This window comes from Nonomuraea sp. H19 (assembly GCF_052068215.1).
GTDB lineage: Bacteria > Actinomycetota > Actinomycetes > Streptosporangiales > Streptosporangiaceae > Nonomuraea.
The window spans coordinates 47,110-63,701 of sequence record NZ_JBQHCV010000031.1; the positions used below are offsets into that span (position 1 = coordinate 47,110).

Sequence of the window (16,592 nt, forward strand, 5' to 3'; positions counted from 1 at the left end):
CACAAGGCTTTAAGGGTATGACGTTGACTGCGGACCTGGACCTGTCGCAGCTCCCGTTCTGGGCGCTGCCGCAGGCCGAGCGTATGGAAGCCTTCCGCAAGCTCCGCCAGCTGGAGCAACCGGTGTTCGTGCCGGAGCAGACCGTGCCGTTCGTCGGCGGCGGCCCCGGCTACTACGCGCTCGTACGCCACGCCGACGTGACCGCGGCCAGCAGGAACGCGGCCGTGTTCAGCAGCGAGCCGTGCTCCAACAGCATCCCCGACATGCCGCGCTGGCTGAGCGTCTACTTCGGCTCCATGATCAACATAGACGATCCGCGGCACGCCAGGCTGCGGCGGATCGTCTCCAGGGTGTTCACGCCGCGCATCCTGTCGAAGATGGAGGAGGACCTGGCGAGGGCGGCCGCGGAGATCGTGGACGAGGCCATCGCGGAGGGGCCGGGGGACTTCGTCGCCCAGGTGGCGGCCAGGCTCCCCGTACGGGTCATCTGCGACATGATGGGGATTCCACCGAAATTTCATGACATGGTGTTGCGGCGGACCAACGTCATCCTCGGCAACGCCGACCCCGAATACACCGGCGTCGGCCAGGAGCTCAGCCGCGCCAAGGTCGCCCGCGGCCTGGCCAAGCTGCTCCACGCCGGATTCTCGCTCAACCGGCTGGCCGCCCGCCTGGGTGACGAGCGGCGCAAGCGGCCCACGGGCGACCTGGTCAGCCTGCTGGTCAACGGGGATGAGCGGCTCAGCTCGCAGGAGCTGGGCTCGTTCTTCATCCTGCTGGTGGTGGCCGGCAGCGAGACCACCCGCAACGCGATCGCGTACGGGCTCAAGCTCCTCACCGACCACCCGGACCAGCGGGAGCTGCTGCTCGGCGACTTCGACGGCCACATCGTCCCGGCCTGCGATGAGATCATCCGCTACGCCACGCCGGTGATCCAGTTCCGGCGCACGCTCACGCGGGATCACGAGCTGAACGGCACCGCGTACCGGAAGGGTGACAAGGTGCTGCTCTTCTACAACTCGGCCAACCGCGACGAGTCGGTCTTCGACGATCCGGACGCGTTCGACATCACCCGCGATCCGAACCCGCACGTCGGCTTCGGCGGGCCCGGACCGCACTACTGCCTGGGCGCGCACCTGGCGCGCAGGGAGATGACCGTGATGTTCCGGGAGCTGTACACCCGCCTGCCGGGCATCAGGTCCGTGGGCGAGCCCGACTTCCTGCTGTCCAACTTCATCAACGGCGTCAAGCGCCTGCGCTATACGTTCTGAGGGCCTCGGCCAGCCCTTCTTCGCCCCGCCAGGCGACGAACCCATCGGGCCGCACCAGCAGTGTCCCGTAGGGCCAGCCGTCGATCACGTGCACCGGCACGTCCAGGCCCGGCACGGGGTGCTCGGCGAACACGCAGAACTCCGCGTCGACCAGGTCGAGCGTGGAGCGGTCGCCGATCCAGACATGGGGGACCCGCGATCCCGGCGAGCCGTCGAGGCAGAGCGCCACGTCCTCCGTCGAGGGCAGGTCCTCGACCGTCGCCCCGTAGCGGTAGCCGAGGTGCACGATCGGCGCGTTCACCGCGCCCGCCCGCGCCCTGAGCTCGGCGGCGTCCGGGCCGTCGTCGAAGTGCAGCCGCAGGTCCCGCATCCTGAGCAGCGACTGCTCCAGCGCCAGCAGCGCGACCGGCCGGCGCTCGTCGTGGTAGGTGCCGAGCAGGCCGGGGGCGGACCTGCCGGAGAGCACGCAGGCGAGTTTCCACGCCAGGTTGTGCGCGTCGGCGACGCCGGTGTTGAGCCCGAAGGCACCCGTCGGCGGGACGGCGTGCGCCGCGTCGCCGGCCAGGAACACGCGGCCCAGCGAGAACCGGTCGGCGACCTGGCCGCGGGCTCGCCAGCCCAGCACGCTCAGGATCTCGACCTCCAGCGCGGGGTCGCCGATCGCGGTCCTGATCAGGTCGGTGCCGGGCTCCTGGGCGGTGTGGAAGACCCACTCGCTCTTGCCGTCGATCGCCATGAGCATCCCGGGCGCCTGCGGGCCGGTGATCTCGCAGAGCGCGAAGCCGTATGGGCCGGTCAGGTGGCTCAGGTCGGCACGGAACATGATGTTGTGCAGCTCGGGTCCGAGCGTGCCAGGCCCCGACAGGCCGATCCCCAGCAGGTCGCGTACGGAGCCGCGGGCCCCGTCGGCGGCGATCACGTACCGCGCCCGGAGGTCGCGCGTGCCGCCGGGACCCGACACCACGGCCGTCACCCCGTCCGCGTCCTGCTCCAGGGAGACCAGCTCGGTGTCGTAGGCCACGCGCGCGCCCCGCTCCCGTGCGGCGTCGAGGAGCACCCGGTCCAGGCGGTTCTGCGGGCAGACGCCGCGCAACCTCGCGGGGCTGTAGGAGATGTCGTCGAGTGTCTGCGCGCGGGTGGGCCTGGCCGCGGCCAGGGCGGCGAGGTCGGCGCCCGCGAGCCGGTCCACGGTGATCTTGCCGAGGGTGGCGCCCGTCATGTCGATGGCCACCTCGTTCACGGCCTCCTCCAGGCCGGCCTCGCGTAGCAGCTCGACGGTACGCAGGCCGAGGCCGGTGGCGCGCGGGTGGATCCGGGGGCCCGGCTCCCGCTCGACCATGAGGGCGTGGACGCCGTGGCGGGCCAGGAACACGGCGGCGCTCAGGCCGACGCTGCCGCCTCCGACGATGAGAACATCATGCGGGAACACTGTTGCCGTCATGGGAACACTGTAGCCAAAGGCGTACGATATCGGCCAGAGGGGGTTGCCGATGTCACTGGTATGGAGCCGCGAGCCGTACGCGCCGAAGCGTCAGGCGATGAGCGTCGAGCGGATCGTGCACGCGGCCATCGCGGTCGCCGACGCCGAAGGACTGGACGCGGTGTCCATGCGGCGGGTGGCGGCCGAGGTCAAGTCGGGCACCACCTCGCTCTATCGCTACCTGGAAAACCGCGATGAGCTGCTGGATCTGATGGTGGACGCGGTGTGGGGCGAGGGAGCGCCCGAGCCGCTGACCGGCGACTGGCGGGCCGACCTGGCAGAGGTGGCGCGCGACCAGCGGGCGATGGTGCTGCGCCATCCGTGGCTGGCCGGACTGATGGCGAGCAGGCCCGCACTGGGGCCCAACTCGCTGCGGCGTCTCGAGCACGCGCTCGCCGCTGCGGCCGCGCTGACCGCGGACATCACACGGGCGGCCGCCGTGATCGGCATGATCGGCGATTACGTGCTCGGCGCCGTGGCGAAGGAACTGGCCGAGCAGGAGGCGCGGCGCCGTACCGGGCTGTCGGAGGATGAGTGGCGCGCCGCGGTCGGCCCCTACATCCGCGAGGTGGTGGCGAGCGGGGCCTACCCGCAGTTCAGCCGGCAGGTGGTGGAGGCGGACGACCTGAGCTTCGGCGATCGGTTCGAGTTCGGGCTGGCGTGCCTGCTGACGGGGTGCGCTGAGCAAGTCCGCTGAGCGGGGCGGCGAAGCGCCTTCTCCGCGTGATGAGGGGGCTTTGAATAGTCGCACTCCGGGGACGGGTCGAATGCTAGGTTTCGCAGTCATGGAGATCAGGACTATCCACGCCAATGGTGTGGAGTTCGCGTATCTGACCGTGGGAGAGGGGCCGCTGGCCCTGTGCCTGCACGGGTTCCCCGACACCGCGCACACCTGGCGGCACCTGATGCCGGAGCTGGCCGCGCGCGGCTACCGCGCGGTCGCGCCCTTCATGCGCGGTTACGCGCCCACCGAGATCCCGGCCGACGGGGCGTACGAGGGCGCCGCGCTGGTCGCCGACGTCCGCGCGCTGCACGAGGAGCTCGGCGGCGGCGACGACGCCGTCGTCATCGGGCACGACTGGGGCGCCTTCCCCGTCTACGCCACGGCCGACCGCTTCCGCAGGGCCGTGGCGCTCGCGGCGCCTCCGGTCAAGGGGATCGCGGCCAGGTTCCTGGAGTACGAGCAGCTCAAGCGCTCGTTCTACATCTTTCTCTTCCAGACGCCGCTGGCCGAGTCCGCGGCCTCCAGCCCGGAATTCATCCAGGGGCTGTGGCGAGACTGGTCGCCGGGCTACGACCCTGGCCAGGACCTGGAGTTCGTCCGGCGGAGCATCGGCGAGCCCGCCAACCTGGGCGCGGCCATCGGCTACTACCGGGCCATGCTCGGCACGACGCCGCCCTCGGGCCGCTACCCCGACGTCGACCCCGGGCCGGCGGGCCCGGTCCTGTACCTGCACGGGGCGCAGGACGGATGTCTGGCGGCCGAGCTGGCCAAGGACGTGCGGAGTCACCTGCCGGCGGGCTCGCGGGCCGAACAGGTGGAAGGCGCCGGACACTTCCTCCACCTCGAACGGCCCGACGAGGTCAACCGCCTCATCCTTGACTGGCTCGGCCCCGCCTCCTGACCGCCGCCGCTGAGCCGGCCGGCTCAGCGGCCTTCGGTGAGCACGGCGATCAGCGGGTGGCGGCCTGACAGGCTCACCCGGATGGCCCGCTCCACGGCGAACCCGCGAGGGATCTCGTCGTGGACCAGCGCCACGGCGAGCCCGTCGGCGGCCAGCACCCGCCGTACCTCGCGCCACAGCAGGCCGGGGTCCCTCCGGAGCAGCCCGCTCGGCGGCACCTGACGGTCCCAGGGCGGATTCACCAGCACCCGGTCCACACTGCCCGTGGGCACCGGAATCCGCCCGGCGTCCGCCACGGCCCACCCGAACGGCGACCTGCGGACGGCGCACGCCGCCCGCGCGTTGCCGGCCGCGGCTTCGATCGCCGCCGGGTTGTGGTCCAGGCCGAGCAGCCGGGGCTCCACCGGTGCCCGCGGCGCGCGGTCCGGCCGGACCCGCGCCCCACTGTCCGCTCGTGCTCCGGTCATCAGCGCGTACGCCTCGATGAGGGTCGTTCCCGCGCCGCAGCACGGGTCGAGCACCGTGCGCCCGCCGTCCAGCCGGGCCAGCACCGCCATCGCGGCGGCCAGCGGCGGGTGCAGCGTGCCCGCGACCGAGGCCCTCTTGTACGGCCTGCGATGCATGGGCCGCCCGGCCACCCGTAACGCGATGACGGCCTGATCGCCCTCGATCGTGACCCGCCACGACATCGCGCCCGCCGGTGGAGTCCCGCCATCCCTCCTGGAGTGGTAGCGCAGGCGCAGCGGCCGGGCGAGCTCCACGCCGACGGCATCCTCGATGTCGAAGCGGGTGTAGTTACGCCGCCCGACGAACGACGCCGACACCTCCAGCCCGCTGTCCGGCCCGCCCTTGCCCCGTCCCGCGCCGGGCCGGCCCGGCGCGTCCGCGTTCGGCACCCCGCCGCGCAGGCGCGCCAGCCCGCGTGCGTCCAGTTCGCGGACGGCACCGGCCAGCCGGCGCAGCGCCGCCCGGTCGTGGCCGATCCCGTCCACCACGGCGGCGGCCAGCAGGACGTCGTCCGCCGTGCGCAAGTCCAGGAGCCCGGCCGAATCCGTGGCCTCGAACCACACCTCGCGATGCCGCAGCGCGCGGACCACGCCCAGCCGGGAACGCCGAATCTCCGTGGCCACCAGGGGCTCGATGCCACGCACCGCCCTGGCCACGGCAAAAGTATGCACGTGTCCTTCTCCCACGTCGCGACCCGGGACGGCGGTCGCTCAGCCGTCCCGCATCGCCGGCGGTGGGTTGTCCGCGAACCCGCCGGCGGCTCGCTAACGTCGGTAGAAGAACGTCATGAAGATCATGCTAGAGCCCTGCGGGAATCAGCCGCCACAAGTTTTCCGGTCACGGACGTACGGTGTACGCAACAACCATTGACGTGAGAGGGCGCTTTTCCCAATGATGGGCTTATGAGCGTCCTCGACTTCGACTTGTCGGACCGTGACTTCTGGGCCAGACCGATGGAAGAACGCGAGGAGGCGTTCGACCGTCTGCGCTCCCGCGCGGCCCCCGTCTTCTTCGAGGAGATGGAGGTCGGCTTCGCGCCCAAAGGGCCGGGCTACTACGCGCTGGTCAAGCACGCCGACATCCTCGAGGCCAGCCGCAACGCGGAGATCTTCTGCTCGGGTGACGGCGGCGCCACGAACATCCCCGACATGCCCGCGGAGTTCGCCGAATACTTCGGCTCGATGATCAATATGGACGACCCGCGGCACGCCAGGCTCCGCAGGATCGTCTCCCGCGCGTTCACGCCCAAGATGATCAAGAAGTTCGAGGCGGACGTGGAGGCCGCGGCCGGCCGCATCGTGGACGACCTCCTGGCCAAGGGGCCTGGCTGCGACTTCGTGGCCGAGGTGGCCGCCCGCCTGCCCTTGAAGATCATCTGCGACATGATGGGCATCCCCGAGGCCGACTACCAGTTCGTCTACGAACGCTCCAACCAGATCCTCGGCGGCTTCGACCCCGAATACAGCGGCGGCGACCTCGACCAGTACGCCACGCGACTGCTCAACGCCGGCATGGAGCTGCAGCAACTGGTGCAGGACCTGGCCGCCCACCGGGCCGAGAACCCCACCGACGACCTGACGTCCGCACTCGTCAACGCCAACATCGACGGCGAGCGGCTGACGCTGCAGGAGCTGGGCTCGTTCTTCATCCTGCTGGTGGTGGCCGGCAACGAGACCACGAGGAACGTCATCTCCTACGGCCTGCGCCTGCTCACCAAGAACCCCGGCCAGCGCGCCCTGTGGCTGGAGGACATCGACGGCCGCGCCCCCCGGGCCGTGGAGGAGATCGTCCGCCTGGCGTCCCCGGTGAACTTCATGCGCCGCAAGGTCACCCGGGACTTCGAGATGAACGGCCACCTCTACCGCAAGGGCGAAAAGGCCGTCCTGTTCTACTGGGCGGCGAACAGGGACGGGGCCGTGTTCGACGACCCGTACCGCTTCGACATCACCCGCGACCCCAACCCGCACGTCGGGTTCGGCGGGCCCGGACCGCACTTCTGCCTGGGCGCGCACCTGGCCAGACGGGAGATCACGGTGATGTTCCGCGAGCTGCTGCGCCGCGTCCCCCAGATCGAGGGCGGCAAGCCCGACCGCCTGCAGTCCGCGTTCATCAACGGCATCAAGCACATGGAGTGCGCCTTCTAGCCCTCGGTCCCCGCATGATCGGTGCGGCGCCACCCCTTTGGTGCCGCACCTTTCGCGGTCTTCCAGCGGGGGACCGCGGGTTCAGGACTGGGTGGTCAGCCTGAGCTGGTTCATCACCGTGCGGATGTCGGGCAGGAGCTGCTTCTCGTCGGCCGGGATCGACATGTAGACGATGGCAGGGAGGCTGCCGCCGGTGTTGACCGCCATGGTGACGATCGTGGCCTTCTCGGTGCCCGACGTGAGCGAGTACGCGATCAGCCGGCCCGTGGCGTCGCCCACCTTGATCGGCTGCTGGGCGATCTTGCGTACCTTGTTGTCCGCGGGGAAGAAGCGCTTGCGAGCGGTGAGGACCACCTGCTTGATCACCGGCTCCAGGTTGTCCTGCTCGTAGTACGAGGCCAGCTTCGGCGACAGCGGCCCCGACAGGAGCTGGGCGAACCGCTCCGGCGCGACCTGGACGTACTGGCGGGTGTCGAAGCCGTACGTGGCCTTGACCGTGGCGCGCTGGTCGAGCTGCCAGTCGCCGCCCAGACGCGGGAGGGAGATCCCGGCCGCGGCGTCCGGCACCCTGCCCACGACGGGGGAGGCCTTGCCGGAGTACCGGGGCAGCGCGCCGATCGTGGTCGAGGACCTGGTGGTGCTCGGCTTCTGCGAGGTCGTCGGCTTGCCCGCGGCGAGGTTGGAGCTCGCGGGCTCCTCCCCGGCGAGCGGACCCGCGAGGAAGGCCCACAGTAGCGCGGCGACCAGCGCGATCGCCACGGATCCGCCGAGCGCGTAGATCCAGACCGGCTTGCCCGGCTCCTCGTCCTCCAGGGAATCCTGGTCGCCCATGGACTCGTAGTTGTCGCCGAAGACGGTGTTCCAGAGCTCCTGCTGGCGCTCCGGCGGCGGCGTGCGCGAGCCGCTGACCTGGCCCGCCGTCACGAACGGGCGGTCGGGGTCGGAGGGGTCGCGGCTCAGGTTCGAGCCGGGGCGGGGGCCCTGGGGCAGGTCTTCGTCGGGAGGCGTGCCGATGTGGGTGGAATCCATGGGGGAGGAGGGGACCGCGCGATCGTTGAGCAGGTTCTCGGAGTGCTGGGAGTAGGTGACCGTACGCTCTTCGGCCGGGTGGCTCTGCGGCGGCGGATGCGGCGCCGACGGCACGTCGTGCGGCGGGGACCCGGCCGGGGCGGCCTGGTCGTATCTCGCCGGGCGCTCGTGCACGTCGGCCGCGCCGCGCTCGCCCTGCGGCCAGGGCGCGGGGGAGGAGAGGTTCGACCAGGCGTCGGGAGAGGGCGTGGGCGGCTGAGCCCACGCGGGCACCGGGTCCGGCACGGGAGCCCGCTCGGTACGGGCGGAGCTCCCGGCGGCGTTTTGCGAGGACGCGTCCGGCCATGACGGTCCGTTGCCGCCCTGCGGAGGCGTGTCCGGCCATGACGGCCCGTTCCCGCCCTGTGGCCGCGTGTCCGGCCGCGCGGCCTGGCCGCGACCGCCCTGGGGAGGTGCGTCGGCCGCCCATGCGGCCGGGCCGGCTTGCGCGGGCGCGTCAGCCCACGAGCCGGGACCGCCCGACGGGGACGACTCCGGCCAGGAGGTGGGCACGCTCTGGGCGGACGCGTTGGGCCACGACGTCGGCACGTCCTGGTGCGGTGACTCCGCACGGGCCGGCTCCGGCCAGCTCGCGTCCTGGCGCGGCGGCTCGGGCCACGAAGGACCCGTGGCGTCCTGACGCGGGGCTTCGTGCCGGGCTTCGGCCCGCGACTGGCGCGGCGGCTCGGGCCAGGGGGCGTCCTTGCCCGGCGGCTCGGGCCACGCGGCGTCCGGACGTGACGGCTCCGGCCAGGACGGGTCCTGGCGTGGGCGCGGGGTCTCCGGCCAGGCTGTGGGGACCTCGCCCGCGCCGGACTCGGACCACGATCCTTCGGGCCCGGGTGCGCCGGGCCCGCCGGAAGGGGCCGCGCCCGGCCAGGGGGCCTCAGCCGCTGAGGAGCCGGACCGTGGCGCGTCGCGGCGTGGCGCGTCTGGCCAGGATGAGGGCAGGTGTGGTCCGGAATTATCCGTTGCCATTGCCGCCGGCCCTCCCGAAGATGTGTCCGGATCAACCGTTATATCCGGATTTGACGTACCAGGCATGATCTCATGGGATTTTCCAGGAGATGCCAGTGGTTCCGCAGCGAAACGAGCGAAGCCGTGAGGATCGGTAGGCGGATCCTGCAAGGGCAGGCCGTCCTCCGGTCGATCGGGCTCAGCTCGGTACACCACGGTGGCAAGGGTATTCTTGTGGGACGAATGGGTCACAACGGATACATCACCATCAGGTCTCGCTGGACCTGAAGGGTCCATTGTGCCCGCGCACCTCGATCGAGCGCCTGCATTCATACGAAGACGTGCGCTAGGCTTGACACATGCGTTCCGCGACCCTGCTTCTTAGCGGGCCGCGACGGCCCTGAGATCTCGCCGTCGCGGCTACCCCTCGTTGTGTGCACGAGGGGTTTTCTTATGGGTCCGAGTCAAGCAGAAGGACATTAGCCGTGAGTGAGTACGACCCGCAGGCGCTGCAGGCCAAGTGGCTGCCGCGCTGGGAGGAGCAGGAGCCCTATAGGGCGAGCGAGGCCGCCGACGACCCCCGAGAGCGGCGCTACATGCTCGACATGTTCCCCTACCCGTCGGGCGACCTGCACATGGGCCACGGCGAGGTGTTCGCCATCGGCGACGTCGTCGCGCGCTACTGGATGCAGAAGGGCTACAACGTCCTGCATCCGATCGGCTGGGACTCCTTCGGCCTGCCCGCGGAGAACGCCGCGATCAAGCGCAACGCCCATCCGGCCGAGTGGACCTACGCCAACATCGAGACGCAGGCGCACTCCTTCAAGCGCTACGCCATCTCCTTCGACTGGTCGCGCCGCCTGCACACCAGCGACCCTGACTACTACCGCTGGAACCAGTGGCTGTTCAACCGCTTCTTCGAGCGCGGCCTGGCCTACCGCAAGGGCGGCCTGGTCAACTGGTGCCCCAACGACCAGACCGTGCTGGCCAACGAGCAGGTCGTGGCCGGCAAGTGCGAGCGCTGCGGCGCCGACGTCATCCGCCGCGAGCTGACGCAGTGGTACTTCAAGATCACTGACTACGCGCAGCGGCTGCTGGACGACATGGAGAAGCTGACCGGCTGGCCGGAGCGGCTGCTGACCATGCAGCGCAACTGGATCGGCCGCTCCGAGGGCGCCGACGTGCTGTTCCAGATCGAGGGCCGCGAGGAGCCGGTCCACGTCTTCACCACGCGGCCGGACACGCTGTTCGGGGCCACGTTCTTCGTGGTCGCCGCGGACGCCGCGCTGGCCGACGAGATCGTCACCGACGAGCAGCGGCCCGCGTTCGAGGCCTACCGCGCCGAGACCGCCCGGCTGAGCGACATCGAGCGGCTGGCCACCGACAAGGAGAAGACCGGCGTCTTCCTGGGCCGCTACGCGATCAACCCGGTCAACGGCGAGCGCATCCCGGTCTGGGCGGCCGACTACGTGCTGTCCGACTACGGCCACGGCGCCATCATGGCGGTGCCCGCCCACGACCAGCGCGACCTGGACTTCGCGCTGAGGTTCGAGCTGCCGGTGAAGGTCGTCGTGCACACCGGCCTGGCCGACCCCGGGGAGACCGGCCAGGCCACGCCCGGCGAGGGCACGCTGGTCAACTCCGGCCCGCTGGACGGCCTGTCCAAGGCCGAGGCCATCGCCAAGATCATCGAGATCCTGGAGAAGCAGGGCAGGGGCTCCGGCACGATCAACTTCCGCCTGCGCGACTGGCTGCTGTCAAGGCAGCGCTACTGGGGCACGCCGATCCCGATCATCCACTGCCCCGACTGCGGCGAGGTGCCCGTCCCCGACGAGCAGCTGCCCGTCACGCTGCCCGACCTGCGCGGCGAGGCGCTGGCGCCCAAGGGCGTCTCCCCGCTGGCCAGCGCCACCGAGTGGGTCAACGTCGAGTGCCCCAAGTGCGGCGGCCGCGCCCAGCGCGACACCGACACGATGGACACCTTCGTCGACTCGTCCTGGTATTTCCTGCGTTACTGCTCACCGGGCTACACCGACGGCCCGTTCGACCCCGAGCAGATGCGCAAGTGGGGCCCGATCGACCAATACGTCGGCGGCATCGAGCACGCGGTGCTGCACCTGCTCTACTCCCGCTTCTTCACCAAGGTCCTGCACGACATGGGCATGGTGGACTTCACCGAGCCGTTCCTGCGCATGCTCAACCAGGGCCAGGTGATCAACGCCGGCAAGGCCATGTCGAAGTCCCTGGGCAACGGCGTGGACCTGGGCCAGCAGATCGACGACTTCGGCGTGGACGCCGTACGCCTGACCATGGTGTTCGCCGGGCCGCCCGAGGACGACATCGACTGGGCGGACGTCTCGCCGGCCGCGTCGCAGAAGTTCCTGGCCCGCGCGCTGCGCGTGATGTCGGAGGTGACCAGCGAGCCCGGCGTCCCGTTCGAGGGCGGCGACGTCGAGCTGCGCAGGGTGACCCACCACACGATCGACGAGGTCACCAAGCTGGTGGAGTCCTACCGCTTCAACGTGGCGGTGGCCAGGATGATGGAGCTGACCTCGGCCGCGCGCAAGGCCATCGACTCGGGCTGCGGCGCCGCGGACCCGGCGGTCCGCGAGGCCGCGGAGACGCTGGCGATCATGCTGTCGCTGGTGGCCCCGTACACCGCGGAGGAGGGCTGGGAGCGGCTGGGCCGCACCGGCCCGGTCGCCTTCGGCGGCTGGCCTTCCGCCGACCCGGCGCTGCTGGTGCAGGAGTCGGTCACCTGCGTGGTGCAGGTGGCGGGCAAGGTGCGCGACCGCCTGGAGGTCCCGCCCGGCATCACCGAGGAGGAGCTGAGGGCCCTGGCCCTGGCCTCCGACAAGGTCGCCGCCTACCTGACGGGCATGCCCCGCAAGGTGATCGTCCGGGCCCCCAAGCTCGTCAACATCGTTCCTTAAAGGCTCCGCAACGCCGGCAGCAGCTCCTTCTCCGCCCAGTCGAAGAAGGGCTGCTGCTGGTCGTGCCCGATCTGCACGAGCGCCACGTGCGTGTAGCCGCTGTCGGCGAACTTCCTGACGCCTTCGACGACGGCGTCCACGTCGTTGCCGCACGGGACACTCTGGGCCACGTCCTCGGGGCGTACGGTGCCGGCCGCGGCGGCGAAGTTCACCGGCCCGGGCAGCTCGGCCATGACCTTCCAGCCGCCGGCGGCGGCCCAGCGCCACAGCTTGTGCGCGCGCTGCTTGGCGGCCTCGGGATCGGTGTCGTAGGCGATGGGGAGCTGGCCGTAGACCGGCCTGCCCTGACCTCCCGCGGTGTTGAACTGCTGGACGACGTCCGGCATGGGCTCGTTGACGACCAGCACGTCGCCGAGGTCGGCGGCGATCTCCGCCGACCGGCCGCCCGAGGCGGCGACGCCGATCGGCACGGGCTCGTCCGGCAGGTCGTACAGCTTGGCGGAGTCCACGTCGTAGAACTCGCCGTGGTGGGTGACGTAGTCGCCGCTGAACAGCTCTTTGATGATCTGGATGGCCTCGGCGAACATCGGGTGCCTGGTGTCCACGGGTGGCCAGCCCTCGCCGATGACGTGCTCGTTGAGGTTCTCGCCCGCGCCGAGCCCGAGCGTGAACCTGCCCTGGCTCAGCACACCCATCGTGGCGGCCTTCTGCGCCACGACGGCGGGGTGGTAGCGCATGATGGGGCAGGTCACGTACGTCATGAGGGGGAGCTGCTCGGTGACCTGGGCCGCGGCGCCGAGCACCGACCAGCAGTAGGGGGAGTGACCCATCTCCTCGATCCACGGGAAATAGTGGTCGGAGATGACGGCGTAGTCGAAGCCGGTCCGCTCGGCCGCCGCGGCGTAGTCGACGAGCTCGCGCGCGGGGGTCTGTTCGGACATCAAGGTGTAGCCGATTTGTACCATGCGTCCCCGGCTACCCGGCTTTGTTGGAGTTAGCGGTGGGTGCCGGAGATCATCACCGGCCGAGCCGGGCTTGACCGTTCAGTGACCGCGACGGTTCTTTCATGAGCAGAATTCATGGGCTGGACTTGGGGTCGCGCATTAGTGTTCACCTGTGACCAACGGCGCATACCTGAGATATCCGCATCTGCACGGTGACCTGGTGACCTTCGTCGCCGATGACGATGTCTGGCTGGCCCCCCTGTCAGGCGGAAGGGCCTGGCGCTTCACCGCCGACCGCGTCCCGGTGTCGCATCCGCGGTTCTCGCCCGACGGCGCCCGCATCGCGTGGACCGGCGGCAGGGAGGGCGCTCCCGAGGTGTTCGCGGCCGAGATCGACGGTCCCGAGGGCGAGCGGCTGACCCACTGGGGTAGCGCCACGACCGAGGTGTGCGGCTGGACCGACGACGGGCAGGTGCTGGCGATCAGCTCGGCGGGACAGAGTCATCGCGTCCGGAACTGGGCCTACGCGGTGCCGCTCGACGGGAGTCCGGCCACGCGCCTGCCGTACGGATGGGTGAGCGACGTCGCCGTCAGCGGGTCCCGCGTCGCCACCGTGTCGGCGATGTGGCGCGAGCCGTCGCAGTGGAAGCGCTACCGGGGCGGCACGGCAGGCAAGATCTGGGTGGACGCCGACGGCGGCGGGGAGTTCACCAGGTTGTTCGCCGACAGCACGGCACAATACTGGTCGGTCGGCTGGGTGGGGGACAGGATCGTCTTCCTGGCCGACATCGACGGCGCCGGCAATCTCTACTCCGCCCTGCCTGACGGGTCCGGCCTGCGTAAGCACACCTCGCACGAGGAGTTCTACGCCCGGCACGCCACCAGTGACGGCGAGCGGGTGATCTACAGCCACGCCGGGGACCTCTGGCTGCTGGAGAGCCTGGACGCGGAGCCGTACCGGCTGGACGTGCGCCTGGGCGGGCCGCGGCCCGGACGGGCCAAGCGGCCGGCGCCGATGCGGGTGGGCGCGTACTCGCCCGACGCCACCGGGCGGGCCAGCGCCGTCGAGATTCGCGGGACCGCGCACTGGGTGCCCCACCGCGACGGGCCCGCGGGCGCGCTACGCGTGCAGCCCGGCGTCCGCGTACGGCTGCCGCGCGTCCTCGACTCCGACGGGCGGGCCGTGTGGGTGTCGGACGCCGGCGGAGAGGACGGGCTGGAGATCGGCACGCCCGGCGGAGAGGTGCGCACGCTGGCCGCCGGACAGCTCGGCCGGGTGCTGGAACTGGCCGCCGCCCCCGACGGCAAGCACGCGGCCGTCGCCACGCACGACGGGCGGCTGCTGGTCGTCGACCTCGACACGGGAGCCATCCGCGAGCTCGACAGGACCCCGCACGGGGACGTCAGCGACCTGACCTTCTCGCCCGACTCCGGATGGCTGGCCTGGGCGCACCCGCATCACGCCCCGCTGTCGCAGATCAAGATGGGACGCGTCGACGGCACCTCGGTGATCGACGTGACACCGGTGCGGTTCGCCGACCACGACCCGGTGTTCACCAAGGACGGCAGGCATCTGGCGTTCCTGTCGGTGCGGACCTTCGATCCGGTGTACGACGCGCATGTCTTCGACCTGTCGTTCCCCTATGGGTGCAAGCCCTACATCGTGCCGCTGCAGGCCACCACGCCCTCGCCGTTCGACCCCTCGCTGCAGGGGCGGGGCTTCAACGGCGAGGACGACAGGCCCGGCAAGGACGACAAGAAGGATGACTCGCCGCCGCGTACCGAGGTCGACCCGGACGGGCTCGCCTCGCGCGTGGTGCCCGTGCCCGTGCCTGCCGGGCGCTACGGCAACCTGCGCACCGCCAAGGACGCCCTGCTCTGGCTGCACCACCCGCTAACCGGGCAGCTCGGCGACGGCACCGAGCAGCCGCACGAGATCGTCCTGGAACGCTACGACCTCAAGAAGCGCGCCAAGAGCGAGCTCGGCAGGGAGGTGCGCTCGTTCGAGGTCAGCGGCGACGGCACCAGGCTCGTCACCAACGGCAAGAACGGCCTGCAGACCCGCGCCGCCACGGAAGGCGACGAGGTCGTCACCATCGACCTCGACCGGATCACCCTCCAGGTCGACCCGGTCGCCGAGTGGCGCCAGGGCTTCCAGGAGGCCGGGCGGCTCATGCGCGACCATTTCTGGCGCGAGGACATGAACGGCGTCGACTGGCAGGGCGTGCTCGACCGGTACGCGCCGCTGGTCGAACGCATCGGCGCCCACTCCGAGCTGATCGACCTGCTCTGGGAGGCGCAGGGCGAGCTGGGCACCTCCCACGCCTACGCCGCCGCCCCCAACGGCGGCTCCGACCCCCGCCGCCGCCAGGGACTGCTCGGCGCCGACCTGGCCAGGGACGGCGACGGGGTGTGGCGCGTGGAGCGCATCCTGCCCGGCGAGACCTCCGACCACGCCGCCCGCTCGCCCCTGCTCGCCCCCGGCGTCGCCGTCCGGCCCGGCGACGCGATCATCGCCGTCGGCGGGCGCCCGGTGGATCCGGTACGCGGGCCGCTCGCCCTCCTGGCCGGGACCGCGGACCGGCCCATCGAGCTGACCGTACGGCCCGCGTCCGGCGGCGACCCGCGCCGCGTCGTGGTCACCCCGATCGCGGACGAGACGCAGCTGCGCTACCACGACTGGGTGGAGGGCCGCCGGGCGTACGTCAGGGAGGCGTCCTCGGGCCGGCTGGGTTATTTGCACGTGCCGGACATGGTGGCGTCGGGGTGGGCGCAGTTCCACCGCGACCTGCGTACCGAGATGGCCTTCGACGGGCTCGTCGTGGACGTGCGAGAGAACGGCGGCGGGCACCTGTCGGAGCTGGTGCTGGAGAAGCTGTCGCGCAAGGTCACGGGGTGGGCGCGAGCGCGGGGGTACGAGCCGGTGCGGTATCCGGAGGACTCGCCGCGGGGGCCGATCGTGACCGTGACCGACGAGTTCGCGGCCTCGGACGGGGACATCGTGAGCGCCGGGATCAAGAACCGGGGGATCGGGCCGCTGGTGGGGACGCGGACGTGGGGCGGGGTGATCGGGATCGACTCGCGGTACTCGCTGGTGGACGGGACCCGGGTGACGCAGCCGCGGTACTCGTTCTGGCTCGAAGGGCCGGGGTGGGGGGTGGAGAACTACGGGGTGGAGCCGGACATCGAGGTGGTGATGACGCCTCAGGACCGGGCGGCGGGGCGGGATCCGCAGCTGGAGAAGGCGATCGAGCTCGCGCTCGCCGCCCTCGAAGAGCACCCCGCCGCCACCCCACCCGACCTGCCCCCCTTGCCCTGACCCGTCGCCTGCCCGCGCCACACCTGCGGCGGCGCCTCGCATTGTGGCGCCCCGGATTGTGGCGCCCCGGCTACGGCGCCTCCGGCTGCGGCGCGCGCGACAGGGCGCCCGGACTGCGGCGCGCCGTCGAGTGCCGCGCCCCCGGCCGCGACGCCTGGACTGCGGCGTGACCGGGTGCGCCCGCGGCCGAGTGCTGCGCGACCGACTGCGGCGGCGCCCAGAGTGCGGCGCGACCGAGCGCGGCGCCACCGGCTGTGGTGCGACCGGCGTGCGGTGCCGCTGCCCGTGATGCGACCGGCTGTGGTGCCGCGTGCGCCGGTTGCTATGCCGCCGCCCGTCCGGGT

The 16,592-nt window shown here is 71.3% G+C and carries 10 protein-coding genes; 6 read left to right on the forward strand and 4 right to left on the reverse strand.

Annotated elements, in window-relative coordinates:
- Positions 1-17 precede the first annotated feature (17 nt).
- Positions 18-1,271 carry a cytochrome P450 gene (locus tag ACTMTI_RS46450; protein ID WP_441127260.1) on the forward strand — a complete coding sequence of 418 codons (1,254 nt, stop codon included), beginning with the start codon at positions 18-20 and terminating at the stop codon, positions 1,269-1,271.
- Here ACTMTI_RS46450 and ACTMTI_RS46455 read toward each other — a convergent pair.
- On the reverse strand, positions 1,246-2,712 hold the full coding sequence (locus tag ACTMTI_RS46455) for an FAD-dependent oxidoreductase (RefSeq protein WP_441127261.1): 1,467 nt from the start codon (positions 2,710-2,712) through the stop codon (positions 1,246-1,248). The genes ACTMTI_RS46450 and ACTMTI_RS46455 overlap by 26 nt on opposite strands.
- A 49-nt stretch (positions 2,713-2,761) precedes the next feature.
- On the opposite strand from ACTMTI_RS46455, the gene ACTMTI_RS46460 reads away from it, so the two are divergent.
- Positions 2,762-3,448 carry a TetR/AcrR family transcriptional regulator gene (locus tag ACTMTI_RS46460; protein ID WP_441127262.1) on the forward strand — a complete coding sequence of 229 codons (687 nt, stop codon included), beginning with the start codon at positions 2,762-2,764 and terminating at the stop codon, positions 3,446-3,448.
- Positions 3,449-3,536: 88 nt separating this feature from the next.
- Positions 3,537-4,376, forward strand: a complete 840-nt coding sequence (locus tag ACTMTI_RS46465) for an alpha/beta fold hydrolase (protein ID WP_441127263.1) — start codon at positions 3,537-3,539, stop codon at positions 4,374-4,376.
- Between the two features lie 23 nt (positions 4,377-4,399).
- On the opposite strand, the gene ACTMTI_RS46470 is transcribed toward ACTMTI_RS46465, so the two are convergent.
- On the reverse strand, positions 4,400-5,554 hold the full coding sequence (locus tag ACTMTI_RS46470) for a methyltransferase domain-containing protein (RefSeq protein ID WP_441127264.1): 1,155 nt from the start codon (positions 5,552-5,554) through the stop codon (positions 4,400-4,402).
- 231 nt (positions 5,555-5,785) lie between these two features.
- On the opposite strand from ACTMTI_RS46470, the gene ACTMTI_RS46475 reads away from it, so the two are divergent.
- Positions 5,786-7,027: a cytochrome P450 gene (locus ACTMTI_RS46475; protein WP_441127265.1), complete on the forward strand. Its 1,242-nt coding sequence runs from the start codon at positions 5,786-5,788 to the stop codon at positions 7,025-7,027.
- Positions 7,028-7,108: 81 nt separating this feature from the next.
- On the opposite strand, the gene ACTMTI_RS46480 is transcribed toward ACTMTI_RS46475, so the two are convergent.
- Positions 7,109-8,644 (reverse strand): hypothetical protein, encoded by a 1,536-nt coding sequence (locus tag ACTMTI_RS46480; RefSeq protein ID WP_441127266.1) that lies wholly within the window; start codon positions 8,642-8,644, stop codon positions 7,109-7,111.
- 893 nt (positions 8,645-9,537) lie between these two features.
- On the opposite strand from ACTMTI_RS46480, the gene leuS reads away from it, so the two are divergent.
- A complete protein-coding gene (gene leuS, locus ACTMTI_RS46485; RefSeq protein WP_441127267.1) occupies positions 9,538-11,985 on the forward strand; it encodes a leucine--tRNA ligase in 2,448 nt (815 codons plus the stop codon).
- Here the strand turns inward: leuS and ACTMTI_RS46490 are convergent.
- On the reverse strand, positions 11,982-12,950 hold the full coding sequence (locus ACTMTI_RS46490; protein ID WP_441127268.1) for a TIGR03557 family F420-dependent LLM class oxidoreductase: 969 nt from the start codon (positions 12,948-12,950) through the stop codon (positions 11,982-11,984). The two genes, leuS and ACTMTI_RS46490, sit on opposite strands and share 4 nt — an antisense overlap.
- A gap of 151 nt (positions 12,951-13,101) precedes the next feature.
- On the opposite strand from ACTMTI_RS46490, the gene ACTMTI_RS46495 reads away from it, so the two are divergent.
- Entirely contained in the window at positions 13,102-16,248 is a 3,147-nt protein-coding gene (locus ACTMTI_RS46495; protein WP_441127269.1) for a S41 family peptidase, read from the forward strand.
- Positions 16,249-16,592: the final 344 nt, after the last annotated feature.

Bases quoted from the DNA above. Each gene is read 5' to 3' on its own strand.
- ACTMTI_RS46450 (WP_441127260.1), top strand. From the start codon at position 18: ATGACGTTGACTGCGGACCTGGACCTGTCGCAGCTCCCGTTCTGGGCG.
- ACTMTI_RS46465 (WP_441127263.1), top strand. From the start codon at position 3,537: ATGGAGATCAGGACTATCCACGCCAATGGTGTGGAGTTCGCGTATCTG.
- ACTMTI_RS46490 (WP_441127268.1), bottom strand. From the start codon at position 12,950: ATGGTACAAATCGGCTACACCTTGATGTCCGAACAGACCCCCGCGCGC.
- ACTMTI_RS46460 (WP_441127262.1), top strand. From the start codon at position 2,762: ATGTCACTGGTATGGAGCCGCGAGCCGTACGCGCCGAAGCGTCAGGCG.
- ACTMTI_RS46475 (WP_441127265.1), top strand. From the start codon at position 5,786: ATGAGCGTCCTCGACTTCGACTTGTCGGACCGTGACTTCTGGGCCAGA.
- ACTMTI_RS46455 (WP_441127261.1), bottom strand. From the start codon at position 2,712: ATGACGGCAACAGTGTTCCCGCATGATGTTCTCATCGTCGGAGGCGGC.